General features: G+C 71.8%; 18 protein-coding genes. 9 read left to right on the forward strand and 9 right to left on the reverse strand.

Annotated elements, in window-relative coordinates; all coding sequences use genetic code 11:
• Nucleotides 1–132 precede the first annotated feature (132 nt).
• The gene (locus ACZ4WQ_RS11275) at nucleotides 133–1194 is read left to right on the forward strand and encodes a PHP domain-containing protein (RefSeq protein WP_398376916.1); all 1062 of its coding nucleotides are present in this window, start codon (nucleotides 133–135) and stop codon (nucleotides 1192–1194) included.
• 15 nt (nucleotides 1195–1209) lie between these two features.
• On the opposite strand, the gene ACZ4WQ_RS11280 is transcribed toward ACZ4WQ_RS11275, so the two are convergent.
• The 4 genes from ACZ4WQ_RS11280 to ACZ4WQ_RS11295 all read right to left on the reverse strand — a co-directional run bounded on the left by ACZ4WQ_RS11280 (nucleotide 1210) and on the right by ACZ4WQ_RS11295 (nucleotide 5650).
• Complete coding sequence (locus ACZ4WQ_RS11280) at nucleotides 1210–2046, reverse strand: carbohydrate ABC transporter permease (RefSeq protein ID WP_311722961.1); 837 nt, start codon at nucleotides 2044–2046, stop codon at nucleotides 1210–1212.
• A complete protein-coding gene (locus ACZ4WQ_RS11285; RefSeq protein ID WP_385351492.1) occupies nucleotides 2043–3023 on the reverse strand; it encodes a carbohydrate ABC transporter permease in 981 nt (326 codons plus the stop codon). Before ACZ4WQ_RS11285 ends, ACZ4WQ_RS11280 begins: the two co-directional genes overlap by 4 nt.
• The gene (locus ACZ4WQ_RS11290; protein ID WP_398376917.1) at nucleotides 3020–4324 is read right to left on the reverse strand and encodes an ABC transporter substrate-binding protein; all 1305 of its coding nucleotides are present in this window, start codon (nucleotides 4322–4324) and stop codon (nucleotides 3020–3022) included. Before ACZ4WQ_RS11290 ends, ACZ4WQ_RS11285 begins: the two co-directional genes overlap by 4 nt.
• A gap of 81 nt (nucleotides 4325–4405) precedes the next feature.
• Nucleotides 4406–5650: an aminotransferase class V-fold PLP-dependent enzyme gene (locus ACZ4WQ_RS11295; protein WP_394816711.1), complete on the reverse strand. Its 1245-nt coding sequence runs from the start codon at nucleotides 5648–5650 to the stop codon at nucleotides 4406–4408.
• Between the two features lie 229 nt (nucleotides 5651–5879).
• Between ACZ4WQ_RS11295 and ACZ4WQ_RS11300 the strand changes: the two genes are divergently transcribed.
• The 5 genes from ACZ4WQ_RS11300 to ACZ4WQ_RS11320 all read left to right on the forward strand — a co-directional run bounded on the left by ACZ4WQ_RS11300 (nucleotide 5880) and on the right by ACZ4WQ_RS11320 (nucleotide 12129).
• Complete coding sequence (locus tag ACZ4WQ_RS11300) at nucleotides 5880–6587, forward strand: FadR/GntR family transcriptional regulator (protein WP_311722957.1); 708 nt, start codon at nucleotides 5880–5882, stop codon at nucleotides 6585–6587.
• 127 nt (nucleotides 6588–6714) lie between these two features.
• Nucleotides 6715–7350, forward strand: a complete 636-nt coding sequence (locus tag ACZ4WQ_RS11305; RefSeq protein ID WP_385351483.1) for an extensin — start codon at nucleotides 6715–6717, stop codon at nucleotides 7348–7350.
• Nucleotides 7351–7622: 272 nt separating this feature from the next.
• Complete coding sequence (locus ACZ4WQ_RS11310; RefSeq protein WP_398376920.1) at nucleotides 7623–9425, forward strand: SpoIIE family protein phosphatase; 1803 nt, start codon at nucleotides 7623–7625, stop codon at nucleotides 9423–9425.
• Nucleotides 9426–9487: 62 nt separating this feature from the next.
• On the forward strand, nucleotides 9488–11380 hold the full coding sequence (gene dnaK, locus ACZ4WQ_RS11315; RefSeq protein WP_385351477.1) for a molecular chaperone DnaK: 1893 nt from the start codon (nucleotides 9488–9490) through the stop codon (nucleotides 11378–11380).
• Nucleotides 11377–12129, forward strand: a complete 753-nt coding sequence (locus ACZ4WQ_RS11320) for a YoaK family protein (protein WP_398376922.1) — start codon at nucleotides 11377–11379, stop codon at nucleotides 12127–12129. The genes dnaK and ACZ4WQ_RS11320 overlap by 4 nt, the downstream gene beginning before the upstream one ends.
• On the opposite strand, the gene ACZ4WQ_RS11325 is transcribed toward ACZ4WQ_RS11320, so the two are convergent.
• The gene (locus ACZ4WQ_RS11325; protein WP_311722952.1) at nucleotides 12120–13310 is read right to left on the reverse strand and encodes a CdaR family transcriptional regulator; all 1191 of its coding nucleotides are present in this window, start codon (nucleotides 13308–13310) and stop codon (nucleotides 12120–12122) included. The genes ACZ4WQ_RS11320 and ACZ4WQ_RS11325 overlap by 10 nt on opposite strands.
• A 207-nt stretch (nucleotides 13311–13517) precedes the next feature.
• Between ACZ4WQ_RS11325 and ACZ4WQ_RS11330 the strand changes: the two genes are divergently transcribed.
• Nucleotides 13518–14789, forward strand: coding sequence for a VWA domain-containing protein (locus ACZ4WQ_RS11330; protein WP_398376924.1), 1272 nt, complete (start codon nucleotides 13518–13520; stop codon nucleotides 14787–14789).
• Nucleotides 14789–15634, forward strand: coding sequence for a hypothetical protein (locus tag ACZ4WQ_RS11335; protein ID WP_398376925.1), 846 nt, complete (start codon nucleotides 14789–14791; stop codon nucleotides 15632–15634). Before ACZ4WQ_RS11330 ends, ACZ4WQ_RS11335 begins: the two co-directional genes overlap by 1 nt.
• A 112-nt stretch (nucleotides 15635–15746) precedes the next feature.
• Here ACZ4WQ_RS11335 and ACZ4WQ_RS11340 read toward each other — a convergent pair whose 3' ends face one another.
• Together ACZ4WQ_RS11340 and ACZ4WQ_RS11345 are read right to left on the reverse strand one after the other, a co-directional pair.
• A complete protein-coding gene (locus tag ACZ4WQ_RS11340) occupies nucleotides 15747–16292 on the reverse strand; it encodes a DoxX family protein (RefSeq protein WP_311728138.1) in 546 nt (181 codons plus the stop codon).
• A gap of 214 nt (nucleotides 16293–16506) precedes the next feature.
• Nucleotides 16507–16986, reverse strand: coding sequence for a macro domain-containing protein (locus tag ACZ4WQ_RS11345; protein WP_398376927.1), 480 nt, complete (start codon nucleotides 16984–16986; stop codon nucleotides 16507–16509).
• 52 nt (nucleotides 16987–17038) lie between these two features.
• Between ACZ4WQ_RS11345 and ACZ4WQ_RS11350 the strand changes: the two genes are divergently transcribed.
• The gene (locus ACZ4WQ_RS11350) at nucleotides 17039–17479 is read left to right on the forward strand and encodes a cytidine deaminase (protein WP_311728136.1); all 441 of its coding nucleotides are present in this window, start codon (nucleotides 17039–17041) and stop codon (nucleotides 17477–17479) included.
• A gap of 18 nt (nucleotides 17480–17497) precedes the next feature.
• Here the strand turns inward: ACZ4WQ_RS11350 and ACZ4WQ_RS11355 are convergent, their stop codons facing one another.
• The gene (locus ACZ4WQ_RS11355) at nucleotides 17498–18679 is read right to left on the reverse strand and encodes an anhydro-N-acetylmuramic acid kinase (protein ID WP_398376929.1); all 1182 of its coding nucleotides are present in this window, start codon (nucleotides 18677–18679) and stop codon (nucleotides 17498–17500) included.
• Nucleotides 18676–20055 carry an MFS transporter gene (locus ACZ4WQ_RS11360; protein WP_398376930.1) on the reverse strand — a complete coding sequence of 460 codons (1380 nt, stop codon included), beginning with the start codon at nucleotides 20053–20055 and terminating at the stop codon, nucleotides 18676–18678. The genes ACZ4WQ_RS11355 and ACZ4WQ_RS11360 overlap by 4 nt, the downstream gene beginning before the upstream one ends.
• Between the last annotated feature and the right edge of the window lie 6 nt (nucleotides 20056–20061).

The following is a 20061-nucleotide window of genomic DNA, read 5'->3' on the forward strand; positions in this document are numbered from 1 at the left end:
ACGGACGGTCATTATCGCGGACCGGCGGCACCGCTCTCGCCACCGGCGCCGGCGGACGCGCGCAGGCGCGGGAAGGAGCGACACGCGACCCTGGAGAGGGGGCCGGCAGCCGTCGGAAAGGCAGGGCAGGCCATGGATCCCGTGGAGGCGCTGGACCGGATCGCGTTCCTCCTCGAGCGCGACCAGGCCCCGACCTATCGCGTACGCGCCTTCCGTACGGCCGCCGAGCTGCTGGGCCGGCTGCCCGCCGAGGACGTGGCGCGGCGGGCGGCTTCGGGCACGCTGGAGTCGCTGAAGGGGATCGGCCCCACGACCTCCCAGGTGATCCGGGAGGCGCTGGCCGGAGGGGTGCCCGGCTATCTGGCGAAGCTGGAGGCCGGGTACGAAGCGGGAGCAGCGGGAGCAGCGGGAGCAGCGGGGGCCGGCCGGCCGGACGAGCGGCCCGGGGCCGCGCTGCGCGCCGCCCTGCGCGGCGACTGCCATCTGCACTCCGACTGGTCGGACGGGGGCTCGCCGATCGAGCTGATGGCCCGCACCGCGGCCCGACTCGGCCACGAGTGGGCCGTGCTCACCGACCACTCGCCCCGGCTGACCGTGGCCCGAGGCCTGTCCGCGGACCGGCTGCGCGAACAGCTGGAGGTGATCGCGGAGCTGAACGGGCGGCTCGCACCCTTCCGGCTGCTCACCGGCATCGAGGTCGACATCCTCCTCGACGGCTCCCTGGACCAGGAGCCGGAGCTGCTGGACCGGCTGGACGTGGTGGTGGCCTCGGTCCACTCCAAGCTGCGGATGGACCCCCGCCCCATGACCCGCCGGATGGTCGCGGCCATCGGCAATCCCCTGGTCGATGTGTTGGGGCACTGCACCGGGCGGCTGCTCGACGGACGCCGCCCGGAGTCGCGCTTCGACGCCGACGAGGTGTTCGGCGCCTGCGCCGCCTCGGGCACGGCCGTGGAGATCAACTGCCGTCCGGAGCGCCTTGACCCGCCGCGCCGGCTGCTGCGCCAGGCCGTCGAGGCGGGCGTCCTCTTCTCGATCGACACCGACGCGCACGCCCCGGGCCAGCTCGACTGGCAGATCCATGGCTGCGCCCGGGCCGAGGAGTGCGGCGTCTCCCCGGAGCGGGTCGTCAACACCTGGACCGCCCGTCGGCTGCTGACCTGGACCCGCACCCGCCGGGCCCCCCGCCGCTGAAACCCGCGGCGGCCCCTATCCCTTCACCGCGCCCGAGGTCAGCCCCTGCACGATGTGGCGGCTGGCGAAGGCGAACAGCACCATGGTCGGCACGATGGTGAGCACGGCCGCCGCGGACATCGAACCCCAGTCGATGTTGAAGCTGGAGATGAAGCCGTTCAGCGCCGTGGGGACGGTCTTGTTCGCGTCGCTGTTCATCAGGGTGACCGACAGGAACAGCTCGTTCCAGCAGTTCACGAAGTTGAAGATGAACGCGGCCACGATGCCCGGCTTCATCACGGGCAGCAGCACCCGGAACAGCGCCCCGAACCGCGAACACCCGTCGATCATGGCCGCTTCCTCCAGCGCGTCCGGGATGTTCTCGAAGAACCCGCGGAGCATCACGGTGCTGAACGGAATGCACACCGCGATGTAGACGAGGATGAGCCCGAGCCGGTTGTCGACCAGTTTCAGCTGGGTCATCATCATGTACAGCGGCCCGAGCGCGATGAACGACGGAATCATCTGGGTGACCAGGGCGGCCATCAGCAGCGCCGTCTTGCTCCGGAACTCGAACCGCGCCAGCACATAGGCCGAGAGCACGGAAATGGCCGTCGCCACCGTGCCCGCCACCGTCGCGACGAGCAGGCTGTTGGTGAGGTAGTCGCCGAACCGGGCCTTTCCGAACAGCCCACTGTAGTTCTCCAGGGAGAAGTGCTCGGGCCAGTAGGCGATCGGAAAGGTGAAGATGTCGCCGGGCGCTTTGAAGGAGGTGACGGCGATCCAGTAGAGCGGGAAGACCGTGATGATCAGCCATACCGAGAGAAAGGCGATCCGGGTCACGCGTCCCGCGACGGTCTCCTTGTTCATCAAGACCTCGCTCCCTTCTTCTCGCGGGTGGCCATGAGGTAGAAGACGGAGAACACCAGGAGCAGCCCGACCACGACGAGACCGAGCGCCGAGGCCTTTCCGTAGTCGCCCTGCTGGGTGATCGTGATCATCCAGGTGGTCACGATGTGTGTCTCATTGGACGGTCCGCCGCCGGTCATCCCGAAGATGATGTCGGGGAAGTTGAAGATCCAGATGACCCGGAGCAGCACGGTCAGCGCCAGCGTGGCGCGGATGTACGGAATGGTGACCTGGAACAGCGTGCGGGCCTTGCCCGCCCCGTCGAGTTCGGCCGCCTCGTACAGCTCGTCGGGGATCGACTGGAGGGCCGCCAGGATCATGATGGCGAAGAAGGTGACGCCGTACCAGACATTGGCGATGATGACGGCGACCATGGCCGTCTTCGGATCCGCCAGCCAGGGGATCGGCTCGTCGATCAGGCCGGCCTTCGAGAGCAGATCGTTGATGACGCCGAATTCGCTGTTGAACATCCAGCGGAACAGGATGCCGATGAGAAATCCGGAGATGGCCCACGGGAAGAAGATCAACGCCTGGTAGAGCCCCCGGAAGCGGAAGCGCCGGCGCAGCCACAGGGCGATCGCGAAGCCGATCACCAGCTGCGGTACGAGCGAGGCGACCACCCAGATCAGGGTGTTGTCGAGCACGGTGTAGAACACCGGGTCCCGGAAGATCTCCTGGAAGTTCCTGATCCCCACCCACGAGGTGTCGGTGAGGTCGTTGAGGTTCCAGTTGCGGAACGCCATCTGACTGCCCGAGACCATCGGGTAGTAGATGAACACCGAGACGAAGAGCACGGCCGGAGCCATGAACCCGGCGATCGCCAGGCTCCGGCGGACGGTGAACACCGGTCTGCGCGAGCGCGGGTCCGCCGTCTTGACCGGCGCGGGCCGGGCGCCCCCCTGGGAGGGGCGCCCCGCCTGCTTGGAGGTGGACAGGCTCACGTCTGGCTCTTCCACTTCTTCGTCCAGTACGCGTCCCAGTCGGCCAGCAGCTCCTTGGGCGTCATCTTGCCCAGCAGCATCTTCTGCACCTCGGCGTCGGACTTCTGGATCCACTCGGTCCACCAGGACGCGTCACGCGGCTGGGTGACGGTGAGGTACTTGTCCGGGTTCTCGGTCATCGTCACATAGCTCGCCCAGGGCCCGGTCTTGTAGAAGGAGTCCTCGGCCGCGCCCTTGAGGATCGGCACCAGGCTGTTCTCCTTGGTGAAGGTGGTCGAGGCGTCGCCCTGCGAGAGGAACTCGACCAGCTTGATCGCCTCCGCCTTGTGCTTGCTGCCGGCGGCTATGCCCCAGCCCGCGCTCGCCACCGGCTGGATCGCCTTGCCGCTGGGGCCGGCCAGCAGGGGAGCCGTGGTCCACTGGCTCTCCTTGATGGACTTCGACTGCCGCACCGTGGCGATGACCTCGGGGTCCTGAAGCAGGAAGGCCGTGGAGCCGTTGGAGAAGCCCTCCACCATCTCCGGGTAGCCCCAGGCGACCGACGAGGGCGGCGACGCCTCCTTGAACAGCTTGAGGTAGGTGTTCATGGCGTCCAGCGCCTCGGGCGCCGAGAAGATCGTCTTGCCGTCGGTGAGCTTGAACCCGTTGTCGCGGTCGATCTTGTCCGCGACATACGCCTCGATGACGGCGACCGCGTTGCTGTTGGCGTTGGCCCCGCCCCGGAAGGCGTAGCCGTACTGGCGCTTGGACGGGTTCTGGATCTTGCTCGCCTGGTTCAGCAGCTCGGCCCAGCTGGCCGGCGGGTTCTTGAAGCCCGCCTCCTGGACAAGGTCGGAGCGGTAGAACAGGCTCAACCCGTAGAAGCCGTAGGGGATGTAGTACGTGCGGCCCTTGGCGTCCTTGGAGTACTTGACGGCGTTGTCGGTGAGGTCCTTCCAGCCGCCCCACCCCTTCAGATCCTTGCCCATGTCGTAGAGCCAGCCGTTGGTGGACCACGGCCCGGCGGTGATGTCCCGCACCTCGAGCGTGTCCACGCCGCTGCCGGACTGGAGCATCTGCTGGATCTTCTGGTCCGCCTGATCGGTCGGCGGCGAGATCAGATCGACCTTGATCTTCGGGTTCTGCTTCTCGAAGTCCGCGATGAGCTTCTTCAGAACCTCGGTGCGGCTGGGATTGGTCAGGCTCTCGACCATCTTGAGGTGGACCGAGCCGTCGCTCACCCCGGAGGTACAGCCCGTCATGGCCGTCATGACCGTGGTGGCGGCCAGGCCGAGGGCGATGACTGCCTTCCTTCTTCTCATCCCTGTCCTCATTCCATGGGAGTTCCGTGGGTATCGATATGCGCCACGGCCGTGGCGGGTCACGAAGGTGTGCCGGCGTCGCTACGGGGCGACGCCCGGGGTGCGGGCCCATTCGGCGAGCACCGGGACACAGCGCTCGGCGAAGTACTCGTAGTCGGCCGCCGTGTTGTACACATGCGTCGACAGGCGGAAGTAACCGATGCCGCCGAAGCTGGTGAAGGCCGCTTCCACACCCAGCTCATGGGCCATCCGGTCGCGCAGCGCGTCGGCCTCGAGGCGGGTGGCGCCGAGCCCCGCGGGAAGCCGGACCAGGCGCATCGGGCCCACCGGCATGCCGACGTCCACGGCCGTGCTCTCGCCCATGACCTCGGCGAAGGCCTCGCCGATGACGCGCTCGGCGTAGTCGGCCAGGTCGCTCATATAGGTACGGGCGCGGTCCCAGCCCCAGGTGGCGTCGATGAAGTCCACGGCGGTCGGCGCCGCCAGATAGCCGGTGACGTCCACCGTCCCCTGGGTGTCGAACCGGTCGGGGAAGGGGTCGCCGGCGCCCCAGGAGTCGATCAGGGGATGGAGCTCGTCGCGCAGCGGACCCCGGGCGACCAGGGCCGCGGTGCCGCGCGGTGCGCAGCCGAACTTGTGCAGATTGCCGACCCAGAAGTCGCAGTCGAGGCCCGCGAGCGGGTCGGCGATCAGACCGGGCACATGCGCCCCGTCCACCAGGAGCGGAATGCCCCGCTCCCGCGCCGTCGCGGCGATCCGCTCCACCGGCATCCGGCGGGCGGTCGCCGAGGTGATGTGGTCCAGCACGATCAGCCCGGTGGCCTCGCTCAGCCCGGACACCACGGCCGCGTGGGCCCGCTCCTCATCGGCGTCGAGCGGCACATGCACGGTACGGACCGTGGCGCCCTGGCGCCGGGCCAGGCGCTCGGCCCCCATGGTCACCGCCCCGTACCCGTGGTCGGTGACCAGGATCTCGGCGCCGGACCGCAGCGGCACATTCGCGTACACCACGCTGGCGCCGCCGCTCGCGTTCGGCACCAGGGCGAGGTCCTGGGGCGCGACGCGCAGAAACCCGGCGACGGCCGTCCGGGCGGCCGCGACCCGGCCCGGCAGCGTCGCGAACCACACCACGGGCGACCGGTCCATCTCCTCGCGCAGCCGCTGCTGCTCGCGCTGCGCCACCACCGGAACCGCCCCGAAGGACCCGTGGTTGAGATGGCGCTGCCCGGGGTGCAGGGACCACGCCTCCGCGGCCGGGCGGCCGTCGGGAAGGAGCAGGGGGCGTGGTGCTGTGCTCACGTCGGTCTCACTCACGTGACTGGACATCTCCCAGGAATCGGGCCGAGACATCAGACACTCAGTGAAGATAGGTCTGATGACTTGGCCGGTGACTTGGCCCGGGATCCTGGCACAGCAGCGAGGATGAAGGCAATAGGTGTACGCCGCCGATAAGTCATCTGATGACTTGCCGCCGCCGTGGGGGAGAGATCTGATGAATCGGTAGGGTGGGAGCCGGAGGCCCGGCGCCGTCGCCGAGCCACGGGGAAGGGAAGCGATGTCCGCAGTCGACAAGGCCTTTCACGGCCTACGGCACATGATTTCCACCGGCCGGCTGGTCGCCGGGCAGCGCATTCCGCCCGAGAGCGAGCTGTGTGACGAGCTGGGCGTCTCCCGGGGTTCGCTCCGGGAGGCGGTGCGCATGCTGGCGGCCCTGCGTGTCATCGAGCCACGCCACGGCTCGGGCACCTATGTCTCCCAGCTGCGCCCGGAGGACATCGTCGGCAGCCTCTCGCTGACCGTCGACCTGCTGCCGCTCGAAGGGCTGCTGGAGATGTTCGAGATCCGGCGCGTCCTGGAGTCCCACGCCGCGGCGCAGGCGGCGGCGCGGATGACGCCCGAGACGCTGGCCAGGCTTTTTGAGTACATCGAGGCCATGGAGGCCACCGAGAACCCGGCCGAGGTCTCCGACCTGGACCACCGCTTCCACGCCGAGATCGCCAGGATGGGCGGGAACCCCACCCTCGGTTCGCTGCTCGGGGTGTTCCGCGCGCGCTCCCGCAACTATCAGGTGTTCACGCTGCCCGAGGGCCCGAGCATCAAGCGCGCCAGCGACGAGGATCACCGGGCCATCGCGGGCGCGCTCGCCCAGCGCGACCCGGCGGCCGCCGCGGGCGCGGCCGCGGCGCATGTCGCCCACACCGAGAAGTGGCTGCACGCGTTTCTGCCCGACCGGCCGGAGCCGTCCCCCAGCCATGGGACCTGACCAGGCATCGAGGGAGGAATCACCCCGCCGCGTAACAACTCCGTCTCGGAAATTCCCTTCGGCCGAGTGATCACGCTTTACTGGTGCGCCGTAGCGAGGACATGTCATAACGGGAGACTCGAGCCAGATGGGCCGACACAGCCGCCCCACCCCTGCGCAGCAGGCGCGTGCCACAACGATCAAGGCAGCCGCCGCTCTGGGGGTGGCGGGCGGCATCGCTTTCGCTCTCCACTCGTCGACCGGCAGCGACAGGACCGTGCAGGCGCGCTCCGACGTCAGCTCCCAGCCGGCGGGCACGCCGGAGACCGACGAGCCCACCGGCTCCGACCGGCCGAGCGGCTCCGACCGGTCCGCCGACACCGACCGGCCCTCCGGCGGTGGCCTGGCCCCCACCGCCTCCGGCAAGCCCAAGCTCGTACGGGACGGTGGCGACGGCGCCTCCCGGGGCGAGACCTCGCAGACCCGCACGCCTTCGGGCGCTCCGAAGACGAACGCCCCGTCGGCCGAGCCCGCCGGCGCCCCCGGTTCCACGGCGCCCTCGGCCTCGGAGCCGGACGCCGCGCAGCCCACCTCGCCCGCCCCGGCCCCCTCCGAGGACGAGTCCGGCGACCAGCAGGACGACGGTCAGCAGGACGGCGGCCAGCAGGACGACGGGGATGGCAAGGGCAGGGACAAGGGGCTGGTGGGCGGCGTGGTCGAGGGCGTCGGCGACACGGTCGGCGGTGTGCTCGACGGCCTGACCGGCGGCCTCCTCGGCGGCTGAGCGGTCCGCTCCCCGGCCGGTTCCCGCGGCTCGGACATGGTGCATATCGGACCTGATGTGGAAATATGAGGTAACCGGGTCTGTAAGGGGTGTCCTCGTGCACGACAGGATCAACCGGACGGGTCGGACGGGTCACGGGAGCATACGGCTCGACCGCACGGGTCAGGCCCGTACGGGACGGTGGAGCTCGCGCGGCGCCATGTCCTGCACGGCACCATCCGGGTGTCCGGAAACCTCCGGGAGGACCCGCGCACGGCCGTCCGGGGAGCGCCATGGGTCACCGCATCCCCTGTGAAGGACCGGACCGGCCCACCGCCGGGGCCGAGCGGCCGACCGCTCCCCCCGGCCGGGGAGCGCGCGCCGCTCCCACGGGCCACGGGCGACCGGCCGCCGACCGGCCCGCGGCACCCGCCCGGGACGAGGCGGCGTACGGAGCCGGAGCGCACACCGAACGCCTGCGCTATCTCGACGAGGCGACCCGCCGCATCGCCCGCGGTATGGACCCGGACGAGACGCTGTGGGAGCTGTGCCGGGCCGCCGCCCCCGCCTTCGCCGACGCGGCGTTCATCCATCTGTGCGACCACCCCCTGCCGTCCGGGGCCGCGATCCCCACGGCGCCCGTGGTGCTGCGGCCGCACACCACGGGCGCCAGGCCCCGGGCACCGGCCGGAACCGGCACCCGGGGCGACCCGCCGGGCGCGCCTCCCGCGCCCCGGAGCCCGGACGGCCCGAGGGACCCCGGGCCGAACGCCGCGCCGGAAGCCGCCCCCGGGGCCGGGCCCGATCTCGCGCCGGTGACCGTCACCGGCCGGTTCGTCGAGCTGCTGCTGGCCGGGCGGCCGGTGTTCGGTGACATGCAGGGGATCGCGCCGTCGGTGCGCCGGCTGCTGCATGGCGGGGCGAAGGGCGACGGGCCGGTGCCGCCGGCCCGGCGGCTGATCGTAGCCCCGCTGCACGGCCGCCACCACGTCATCGGCACCCTCCTGCTGCTGCGCGAGCCCGATCGCCCCGCCTTCACCCCGGATGACCTGCTGGTCGCCTCCCAGCTCGCCACGCACACCGCCCTCGGCATCGACAAGGCGGTGCGATACGGGCGCGAGGCGTCGGTCGCGGATGTGCTTCAGCGCGCCATGCTCCCCTCCTCGCTGCCCGAGGCCACCGGTGTCCGCCTGGCCAGCCGCTATCTGCCGGCCTCGGAGACCGCCCGGGTCGGCGGCGACTGGTACGACGCTATTCCGCTGCCCGGCAACCGCGTCGCGCTGGTCATCGGAGACGTCATGGGCCACTCCATGATCTCCGCCGCTGTCATGGGCCAGCTGCGCACCACCGTGCAGACCCTGGCCGGACTCGACCTGCCGCCCGAGGATGTCCTGCACCACCTCGACGACCAGGCCCAGCGTCTCGGCAGCCAGCACATCGCCACCTGCCTCTACGCCATCTACGACCCCATCGCGCACCGGCTGCAACTGGCCAATGCCGGCCACCCGCCGCCACTCCTGCTGCACCCCGACGGCCGGGGCGAGGCACTGCTGATCCCGCCCGGGGCGCCGATCGGCGTCGGCGGGGTGCCCCTCGACCCGAGGCAGCGGGACGACGACGTGGCGCTGCTCGCCGCCCGCTTCGACTGCATCCCCTGGTACCACGTCGCCTATTGGTTCCTGGGCCCCCAGCCGCGGACCGCGGGCCGGGCGCGCCGGCTGGCCCGCAGAACACTCCACCGCTGGAAGCTCGACTCCCTGTGCGAGTCCACCGAGCTCATGGTCGGAGAGGTGGTGACCAACGCGGTGCGCTATGCCACCCGGCCGCTGTCGCTGCGGCTGGTCCGTACGGATGTGCTCCGCTGCGAGGTGGGCGACGACTCGCCGCAGCTGCCCCGGATGCGCCACGCCCAGCTGAGCGACGAGGGCGGCCGCGGTCTGTTCCTGGTCAACCAGTTCGCGGAGCGCTGGGGCGCGACGAGGCTGAGTACGGGGAAGGTGGTCTGGTTCGAGCAGCGGATCCCGGAGGACGCCACCGGCAACCACGCCGCCGGCGAAGATGCCACGGATGAAACTCACAAAGGTGTTGTTTTGTAGCATTGGGCATAGATCGGATCACTCTGTGAAGGGCTCCCATCTCGCAGGAGAGGAGTGCTGAGATGACCCGCGCAGTCGGTATCGACCTGGGGACGACGAACTCCGTGGTGTGTGTCCTGGAGGGCGGCGAGCCAACGGTCATCACCAACACCGAGGGCACCCGGACGACCCCCTCGGTGGTGGCCTTCGCCAAGAACGGCGAGGTGCTGGTGGGCGAGGTGGCCAAGCGTCAGGCCGTGACCAACGTGGAACGCACCGCGCGGTCCGTCAAACGCCACATGGGGGAGGAGCGATGGCGGTTCCCGGCCACCGGCGAGGTGGACGGCAAGCGCTACACCGCGCAGGAGATCTCCGCCCGCGTGCTCCAGAAGCTCAAGCGCGACGCGGAGGGCTACCTCGGCGAGGATGTGACGGACGCGGTGGTCACCGTCCCGGCGTACTTCAACGACAGCCAGCGGACCGCCACCAAGGAGGCGGGCGAGATCGCCGGTCTGAAGGTGCTGCGGATCATCAACGAGCCCACCGCCGCCGCCCTGGCCTACGGCCTGGACAAGGAGAACGACCAGACCATCCTGGTGTTCGACCTCGGCGGCGGCACCTTCGACGTCTCGCTGCTGGAGATCGGCGAGGGGGTCGTCGAGGTCAAGGCCACCAACGGCGACACCCACCTCGGCGGCGACGACTGGGACCAGCGGATCGTCGACCACCTCGTCACCCGGTTCAAAAACGGCTACGGGGTGGATCTGGCGCAGGACAAGATGGCGCTCCAGCGGCTGCGCGAGACCGCGGAGAAGGCGAAGATCGAGCTGTCCGCGGCGTCCGAGACCACCATCAACCTGCCCTACATCACGGCCTCCGACGAGGGGCCGCTGCACCTGGACGAGAAGCTCACCCGGGCGCAGTTCGAGCAGCTGACCGAGGACCTCCTGGAGCGCTGCAAGGGGCCGTTCCACCAGGCGGTCGAGGACGCCGGGATCAAGGTGTCCGACATCGACCATGTGATCCTGGTCGGCGGCTCGACCCGGATGCCCGCCGTGACCGGGCTGGTCAAGGAGCTGACCGGCAAGGATCCGCACCGGGGCGTCAACCCGGACGAGGTGGTCGCGGTCGGCGCCTCGCTCCAGGCCGGTGTCCTCAGGGGCGAGGTCAAGGACGTCCTGCTGCTGGACGTCACCCCGCTGTCCCTCGGCATCGAGACCAAGGGCGGCATCATGACCAGGCTGATCGAGCGCAACACGACCATTCCGACCAAGCGTTCGGAGATCTTCACCACGGCCGAGGACAACCAGCCGTCCGTGCAGATCCAGGTGTTCCAGGGCGAGCGCGAGATCGCGGCGTACAACAAGAAGCTCGGCATGTTCGAGCTGACGGGCCTGCCGCCGGCCCCGCGTGGCGTGCCGCAGATCGAGGTCGCCTTCGACATCGACGCCAACGGAATCATGCATGTGTCCGCGAAGGACCTCGGCACCGGCAGGGAACAGCGGATGACCGTCACCGGCGGTTCCGCGCTGCCGAAGGACGACATCGACCGCATGATGCGCGACGCCGAGCGCTACGCGGACGAGGACCGCCGCAAGCGCGAGGCGGCCGAGACCCGCAACTCGGCCGAGTCCCTCCTCTACAACACCGAGAAACTGCTGCGCGACCAGGCGGACAAGGTGCCGCGGGACGCGCGGGAGGAGACCGAATCGGCGCTCTCCGAGCTGAAGGAGGCGCTGAAGGGCGAGGACACCGGCCGGATCCGCGCGGCCACCGACCAGGCCGCCACGGCCGCGCAGAAGATCGGCACGGCCATGTACGCCCAGGCCGGGGACCGGGGTGAGGGCTCCGGGCCGGCCGGCGGTACGGCCGACGGCACGGGTGGCGACGGCGCGGGCCCGGGCCACGGCGCCGATGACGATGTCGTCGAGGCGGAGATCGTCGACGAGGACCGCCCCAAGGGGGACACCGGATGACCGACCCCCTGCCACCGCGGGACGGCGGTCCGGCGGGCCCGGGAGACGCCACGGGCGGCTTAGCCCGTCCGGGCGGCGGTGGCCTGGCGGCCGCCGTGGCGCTGACCATGGTCACCGGGTCGATGGACGCGGTCTCCTTTCTCGCCCTCGGCGGTGTCTTCACCAGCGTGATGACGGCCAACCTCTCGCTGCTCGGCATGTCGGCCGGGGCCCGCGACCCGGCGCTCGCCGGCCATGCCGCCCTCGCGGTCACCGGCTATGTCCTGGGCGCGCTGATGAGCGGCCGGATCGTCCGCGGGCCGGAAAAGACACGGCTCGCCCGCCGCGCGCTCGGCGTGGAACTGATCGCGCTCGGCGCGCTGTGGGCGCTGTGGGCGTCGGCCGGCGGCCACCCCGGCGGAGGGCGGCGGCAGGGGCTGCTGGCCCTGGCCGCGGTGGCCATGGGGGGACAGAGCGCGCTGGTGCGCGCCGTCGCGCCACCGGGTCTTTCCACCACCTACTTCACCGGCATCCTGACCAATCTGCTGGCCGACCTCGCCGCCACCGGCAGGGTGCGCCGGGTGAGCGCGGGGCTGCTGGGCGCCCTGGTGGTGGGGGCGGTCGGGGGAGGGGTACTGCTCACCGTGGCGCCGTCGGCCGCGCCCGCGCTGCCGACCGGGCTGGTCGCCGCGGTCTGGCTGGGGGCCGTCGCGGCCTCGGTGTGCGAACGGCCGCGTGGCGCGGGCGGGAGAGGGCCGGGTCAAGGCTGAGTGTCGAGCTGATCGGCCAGACAGGCCAGATACAGGGCGAGCGTGGTGCGGTGGTCGCGCAGCGGGCGGCCGCTGATCTGCTCGATCTTGTTCATGCGGTAGACGAGGGTGTTGCGGTGGATGTGCAGCGCCGAGGAGGCGCGGACTAAGTTGAAGCCGTTCTCGCACCAGGCCACCACGGTGTCCCGGAGCACCGGCCAGTCCGGTTGCTCGCGCAGGTCCGCCGCGGTGAGCGTCAGCAGCCGGGTGCGGGTGTTCCGGCCGGCGGCCGCAAGCAGCTGATGGGCGCGCAGGTCGGACACGAGGTGCACCGGCAGCTCGGGCATGACGAGGGCCCCCAGGCGCAGCGCGTCACACGCGTCCTGGTACGAGTCGTGCAGCGCGCCGACCGAGGTGGCGGGCTCCCCGATGCCCACCCGCGCCGCCAGGCCGTGCTGGACACCCACGAGATCCGCCAGCCGCTGACAGGCCGTCATCACCCGGCTCGTCGAGGCCTGTTCCGGCAGCCGGTGCAGCACCCCGATCCACCCGGGGGCCGCCGCCGCGACCACGTCCTGCGGGTCGGAGAACACCTCCCGCACGGTGCGCAGCAGCTCCGCGCGGACCAGCGCGGTGTCGGCGACCGGCGGCCCGGCCCGGTGGCGGGCGCCGTTCGTACCACCGGGCGCGGCCACCTCGACGGTCACCGCGATCCGGCGCAGCCGCAGATCGAAGCCCACCTCGGCGGCTCGGAAGACGACGAAGTCAGGCTCGACCGACTCGGCGTCGTACGTGGCGACATCGGCGAGCAGCTCCTCAAGCACCCGCTCCCTGAGCACCCGTGAGCGCAGGACGGCCGACTCGCGCAGCAGGATCTCCGTCTGCCGCTTGACCACAAGACCGAAGCGCCGCACCTGGGCGGGGGTACCGGTGATGCCGACCGTGCCCACCGCGTGTCCGTCCATGACCAGCGGCAGGGTCACGCCGGCGCGCACCCCCTTGAGCTCCTGCGCCTGGGTGGCGGTGTGCGTGGCGGTCTCCTGAGTGCGCATCACCTCCACGGACGCCTCGTGGAAGGTGCCGATGCGGCTGCTGTCGCCGCTGCCGATGACGACGCCCTCGCTGTCGGTGATGAGGACGTTCAAACCGATGACCGCGGAGGTGTCCCCGGCGATCTCCTGGGCGAGTGAGGGGCTGAGCACGAACTGGATCCTCCGGCCGGTGGGCTGGACGCACCGTACAGCGCGGTGGCCCCGGCTCGCCACACATTCGTACGGAGTGACCAACGACTGTCCGGCCCCGCCTCCGCCACCGCCCCCGGGGCGGCGGGCCGAGCCGCAGCACCCGCGTGCGGGGCCCGTTGGGGAGCCACTTTGGAGTGGTCATATGATGCTCCATAAGATGCCGCGGTGATCATAAAGAAACGCCTGGCGACAGGCGCCTTCGGGCTGCTCGCGGCCGTGGTGTGCGGTCTGGTGTTCCCGACCGCGGCCGTCGCCGACGACGAACCGGCCCGCGAGTCCCCCAAAGTCGAACTCGTCCTGGACGTCAGCGGCTCGATGCGCGCCCGCGACGTCGACGGCATGTCCCGCATGGCCGCCGCCAAGCAGGCGTTCAATGAGGTGCTCGACGCCGTCCCCGACGACGTGCGGCTCGGCATACGCACCCTCGGCGCCAACTACCCCGGCAAGGACCGCGAGACCGGCTGCCTGGACAGCAAACAGCTCTACCCCGTCGGCCGGGTGGACCGCACCGAGGCCAAGGCGGCCGTCGCCACGCTGCGCCCCACCGGCTGGACACCCATCGGCCTCGCCCTGCGCGGCGCGTCCAAGGACCTGGCGGGCGGTGACGCGACCCGTCGGATCGTGCTCATCACGGACGGCGAGGACTCCTGCGGTCTGCCCGACCCGTGCGACGTGGCCCGGGAACTGGCCGCCGAGGGAACCCATCTGGTCGTCGACACGCTCGGGCTGACCCTGGACAGCAAGGTCCGGGACCAGCTCAGCTGTATCGCCGAGGCCACCGGTGGCACCTACACCGCGGTCCAGCACACCGACCAGCTCTCCACCCGCATCAAGCAGCTGGTGCGGCGCGCGGCGGAAGCCCCGGTCCAGACCCCGACCGCCGTGGACGGCGCCGAGGCCTGCGCCAAGGCCCCCGTCCTCGGCGCGGGCCTCTACAGCGACCGGGAAGGCTTCGGCGAGCACCGCTGGTACCGGGTGAAGGTCGCCCCCGGCCAGGAGCTGCGGGCCTCGGCGAGCGTGGCCGCCGACCGCGCCGTCGACCCCGACTACGGCGTGCTGGTGCGCGCGGTGAACGAGCGCGGCCGCGAGCTGGTGCGCGGCAGCGAGGCCGGCAGCGGCCGCACGGACGTCATCTCGACCGGGCTGCGCTACCCGGTGGCCGAGGGCCGCGAGGTCGAGGACTCGACGCCGCGCACCATCTGCCTCGAGGTGAGCCAGTCGTTCTCCGCGCCCGCGTCCGTCAAGCGCACCCCCGGGCTGCCCGTCGAGCTGGCCGTGAACATCGTCGACGCCGGCGACCCGCCCGGTGACGTGGCCGCCTTCGGTCTCGGCCGCGGCTGGGTGCTGCTGACCGTGCTCACCGTGACCGGGCTGCTGGTGGGGCTGGTGTGGGGCTGGCTGGCCCGCTGGCGCGTCACCGTCTGGAGGACCAACTGATGCGTGCCCTACGTACCGCGGGCGCCGCGTTCGCGCTCTGCGCCGCCCTGCTCGCCACCGCGCCCACGGCGGCGGCCGACGCGTCCCCGAGCGCGGGCGCGGGCGACAGCGACGGGCCCACCGAGGCGGGCACCGGCTTCCGGACCGCCACGGCCATCGAGCAGGGACAGACCGCCACCGCGTCGGCGTCGGCCGGCGACTACCTCTACTGGGTGTTCCCCGCGGCGGCCGGGCAGGTACCCACCGTCAAGGCGACCGTCAAGCTCCCCGAGGCGCAGGCCCGGCACGGCAGGACCACCTGGCAGCTCGACGTCTACGACGGGCTGCGCCGCCGCCAGGCCTGCACCTCGGGCAGCCAGACCGTGACCGCCGGGCAGGACGACGCCTCCGTCGACCTCAGCTGCCGGGTGCGCCGGGTGCGCCCCTGGTCCGAGGCCTGGGCCAACGAGCCGCTGCCGGGTTCCTATTACGTCCGGCTGACCGTGGTGAACCTGCCGGAACAGGACCTCGGGCTGGCCTTCACCGCCACCGTCACGGCGTCCACCCGGGACACCGGGGGCGCGCACGCGGAGGGCGGCGAGCTGGAGCCGCTGACCCCGGCCCTGCGCGCCGGGGCGACCCAGGCGCCGGACGCCTCCGAGTCGGCCGACTCGTCGGACGGCGATGACGAGTCGTCGAACACCGCGTCGGCCGCCGAGCCGGACGGCGGCTGGGGCTCGGGCTGGTGGTCGGACCGCTGGGTGTGGACCGTGGTGGGCGGCGCCCTGGGGGCGCTCGCGGGGGTGGGCGGCTATGCGCTGTCCCGCGGCCGCAGCTCCTTCCGGCGCCCGCCGGCCGCCGAGTGAACCGCACAGGCCGGTCGGCGACCGGCTGAACGGCGCGCGCACCGCCCCCTCGCCCCGGCGAGCGGGCGGTGCGCGCCGGCCGGGGGTCGCCTCGGGGCTGCGTCTACGGGCGTCAGTCGCGGATCCCGATCGTGATGGCCGCGAGGACGGCCGCAATCAGCAGCATCACCACCCCGTAGACCACGCGATGGGACCGCAGCCCGGGGATCAGGGCGTCGACGGCGATCCGGCCCGGCCCGCTCAACGCGAGCCCCGCCGCGCCCACGCCGATCAGCAGGGGAAACTCAATGCCGCTGAAGTACCCCAACGGCCATATGACATCGACCGCGTTGGCCATCGTGCCCGCCACCGCGGCGCCCGCGAGCGGCGTGAGCAGGCCCACGGCCAGCCCCAGACCGCCGAACGTCTCCGCGATACCGCACACCACCGCCAGGAACTTGGGCGCGGGATAGCCGAACTTCTCGAAGAAGCGGGCCGTGTTGTCGATCCCCAGGCCGCCCCACCAACCGAGCAGATGCTGCGCGCCCCGCGCGGCGACGATCAGCCCCACCCCCAGGCGTATCACCAGCAGTCCCACGTCGTGTGCGACCAGCACATGGGGCGAGGAGCGCGGTGAGGACGCGTCGTTCGGGGGAGCGGTGCGATGGTAGGCAGACATGGCGCCCTCGTCTGGTCGGATGCGTAACGGGAGACTCAGAGGCCTTGAGAGGAGTCCGAAGGACCCCGAGCACTCGGATTGCTCGGACCGCTGGGACAGCTGGGACAACACACGCAACGCAGACCACGCGGACAACGCAGGCGGGCGAGCCGGATTCGGCAACGCAGCCTTATGTCAAATATGCCCCGAATGGGGCAAGGGCTCAACTCGGAGCTCATCCGCCGTGGTCATAGACGGTGACCGGGATTCCCCGCGCCACCACCCGCTCGGCTATCAGCGGCTCGATCCGCTCCCAGCGCCCGCCGGCCAGCCCGCAGCCGATGCGCGGCATATGCACCGAGGCCCTCAGCTCGGCGGCCTTCGCCGCGAGCGGAACCAGCGCCGCGGCGATCGCCTTGTATCGCACCGGCACCCCCTTGCTGCCGGTGCGCGTCCCGCGCTGGCCGACCATATTGGCCACCCACACATACCGGCTCACCTGGACGAACTGGACCGCGCCCAGCCCGAAGTCATTGCCCGCCCGCTCCCGGTGCCAGCGCCGGTAGGCCGCCTCCGGCTCCGGCCAGCGCCGGGATACGGCCAGCACAAAGCCCTTCCCCCAACCGCCCAGGTCATTGCAGACATGGGCGATGATCTTCTTCCCTTTCCCCTGCGGCGCGGTGGCATCGCCGCGCACATACTCGATCGCTGCCATAATCCGCAGCTTACGGGCAGGCACCGACAGTCCCCCGGCGAGAGCGGAGATGATGACCACGCAGCCCCCCACCGTCGACGAGGAGCTCATCCAGGCCGCGGCCCATGTGGCGCGGACCTACTGCCGGGGCGACGACCACACCATGGCGGCCGCCGCGCGCGCCGCCGACGGCCGGGTCATCACCGCGGTGAACGCCTACCACTTCACCGGGGGCCCGTGCGCGGAGCTGGTGGTCGTCGGCGCCGCGGCGGCCCAGGGCGCCTATGAGCTGGTCAGGATGGTCGCGGTGGGGGACCGCGAGCGCGGGGTGGTACCGCCGTGCGGCCGCTGCCGGCAGTTCCTGTTCGACTACTTCCCCGCGCTCGAGGTCATCGTCGGCACCGTCGACCGGCCGCGCACCGTCCCCGTCGCCGAACTGCTGCCCGACGCCTATGTCTGGGCGGACCACCAGCACGACGCCTCGGGCGACGAGGACGCCGACGGCCGGAAGTGAGCCGCGCGGCGGGGCCGGTCAGCCCCGGATCTCCAGCCGGACGGGCGCGGCCCGGGCCGCGGCGGTTTCCGGCGGCAGACGCAGCCCGCCGCGCCCTGGGGTGATCGACCCGAGCACGCTGGGGTGACGGGCCCCGGTGCAGGCCGGCACCGTGCCGGCCAGCCCATGGGCGCTCAGAAAGCCGAGGACGGCGAAGGCGTACGCCTCCTTGGCGGCCGAGGGGAGGCCCAGCTCGTCGGAGGTGCGCAGCGGGACGGTCCCCAGGGCCCGGCGCAGGGCGGCGAGCAGAGCGGGGTTGCGGGTGCCGCCACCCGAGGCGACCACCTCGCCCGCCCCGGCGGAGCGCACCGCGTCGGCCACGGTGACGGCGGTGAGCTCGGTGACGGTGGCGACCACGTCGTCGGCGGGCAGCGGCCCGAGCCCCGCGAGCGCGGCCCGCAGATACGGCAGGTGGAAGAGTTCCTTGCCGGTCGTCTTGGGGGCCGGCAGCGCGTAGTACGGCTCGGCCAGCAGCCGGTCCAGCAGCGGGCCGTGCACGGTGCCGCGCGCGGCCATCGCGCCGTCCTCGTCCCGGTCGAGCCGGCCGTCCGTCAGATGGCGCACCGCCGCGTCGATGAGCGCGTTGCCCGGTCCGGTGTCGTACGCGAGGGGCTCCCCGCCACCGTCCGGCACCACGGTGACATTGGCGATCCCGCCGAGGTTGAGCGCCACGCACACGCCGGGCCGCCCGCGCAGCCACAGGGTGTCGACCACGCTCACCAGGGGCGCCCCCTGCCCGCCCGCCGCGATGTCGCGGGTGCGCAGATCGGAGACGACCGGGCGGCCGGTGGCCTCGGCGATCCAGGCGGGCTGCCCCAGTTGCAGCGTCCCGTACGCCCGGCCCTCCCCGACCCAGTGGTAGACGGTCTGCCCGTGCGAGCCGATGAGCTCGGCGCGGCCGTCGCACAGCTCCCGGTCGGCCCGGACGGCGAGGGCTGCGAACGCCTGGCCGATGCGGGTGTCCAGCTCGCACACGGCCCGCAGGGTCGTCGGGGCGGGCGGCAGCGCGGCGCTCAGCGCCGCGCGCAGCCCCTCCTCGTACGGGGCGCTGACCAGGCCGAGTGGGGTCAGCACCAGCCGGTCCCCGGCGAGTTCCAGATCGGCGGCCGCGGCGTCGATGGCGTCGTACGAGGTGCCCGACATCAGCCCGATCACCCTCATCGGCCGGCCTCCTGCGGTTCGTCCGGACGCGGTGTTCGCGCCATGTGCCCCTCGCGCAGCGGGCCGCGGTGGTCGTCCCCGCGCAGGGTGAGCAGCGCCACCAGGCTGACGGCGCAGGTCACCGTGGTGTAGTAGCCGGGGATGTCCACCTCGCCGGTCCGCTTGATGGTCTCGGTGATGATGAGCCCTGCGCAGCCGGAGAAGACGGCGTTCGACAGCGAGTACGCCAGGCCGAGCCCGGTGTAGCGGACCCGGGTCGGGAACATCTCCGCCAGCATGGCCGGGCCGGGGCCGGCCATCAGCCCGACCGCGGCCCCGGCGGCGAACACCGCCACCCCCTTGACCAGGTTCGAACGGTCCGTGTCCTGCAACAGATCCAGCAGCGGGATCGCGGCGACCGCGACCAGCGCCGCCCCCGACAGCATCACCGGCCGTCTGCCGATCCGGTCACTGAGCAGCCCGGCCGGGATGATGGAGGCGGCGAAGCCGAGGTTGGCCACCACGGTCGCGATCAGCGCCTCCCGGAAACTGGCGCCCAGCGTGCTCTGGAGATACGACGGCATGACGACGAGAAAGGTGTAACCGGCCGCGGCCCAGCCCATGATGCGCCCGGCGCCCAGGACGATGGCCCACGCCACCTCGCCCGCGCGCGGCGGCGGCTCGGGCGCCACGCCGCCGCCAGTACGGTCCTCGGCGCCCCGGAAGGCGGGGGTCTCCTCGAGCCGCAGCCGCAGCCATAGGGCGCCCAGGCCCATCGGCAGCGTCAGCAGGAACGGCAGCCGCCAGCCCCAGTCGTTCAGCGCCTGCTCGCTCAACACCGTGGCCAGCAGTGCGGCCACGCCGGCCCCGCCGAGCAGGCCCAGCGCCACGGTGAAGGACTGCCACGCCCCGTACAGCCCGCGCCGCCCGGCGGGGGCGAACTCCGTCATGATGGAGACGGCCCCGCCGAACTCACCACCCGCCGACAGCCCCTGGAGCACCCTCAGAAAGGTGAGCAGCCACGGCGCGGCCACGCCCACCGTGTCGTAGGTGGGGAGGAGCCCGATCAGTGTGGTGGCCGCGGTCATCAGCAGCACCACACAGATCAGGGTGGGGCGGCGGCCGATCCGGTCGCCGAGGCGGCCGAACACGGCGGCGCCGATCGGCCGGAAGAAGAAGGCGAGCGCGAACGACGCATAGGTCTTGACCAGGCCTTCGAGGTCGCTTCCGCCCTCCGGGGTGAAGAAGTTCGCGGCGATGACCGTCGCGAAACAGCCGTAGATCCCGAACTCGTACCACTCGATGAAGTTGCCCACCGACCCCGCCACCAGGGCGCGGCGCGGCGGTCGGTCGGCCTCCCGGGGCGCCCGGGGCGGTTCCGGTATGGATACGGTCACCTGTGT

The organism is Streptomyces sp. NPDC028305, assembly GCF_055569495.1.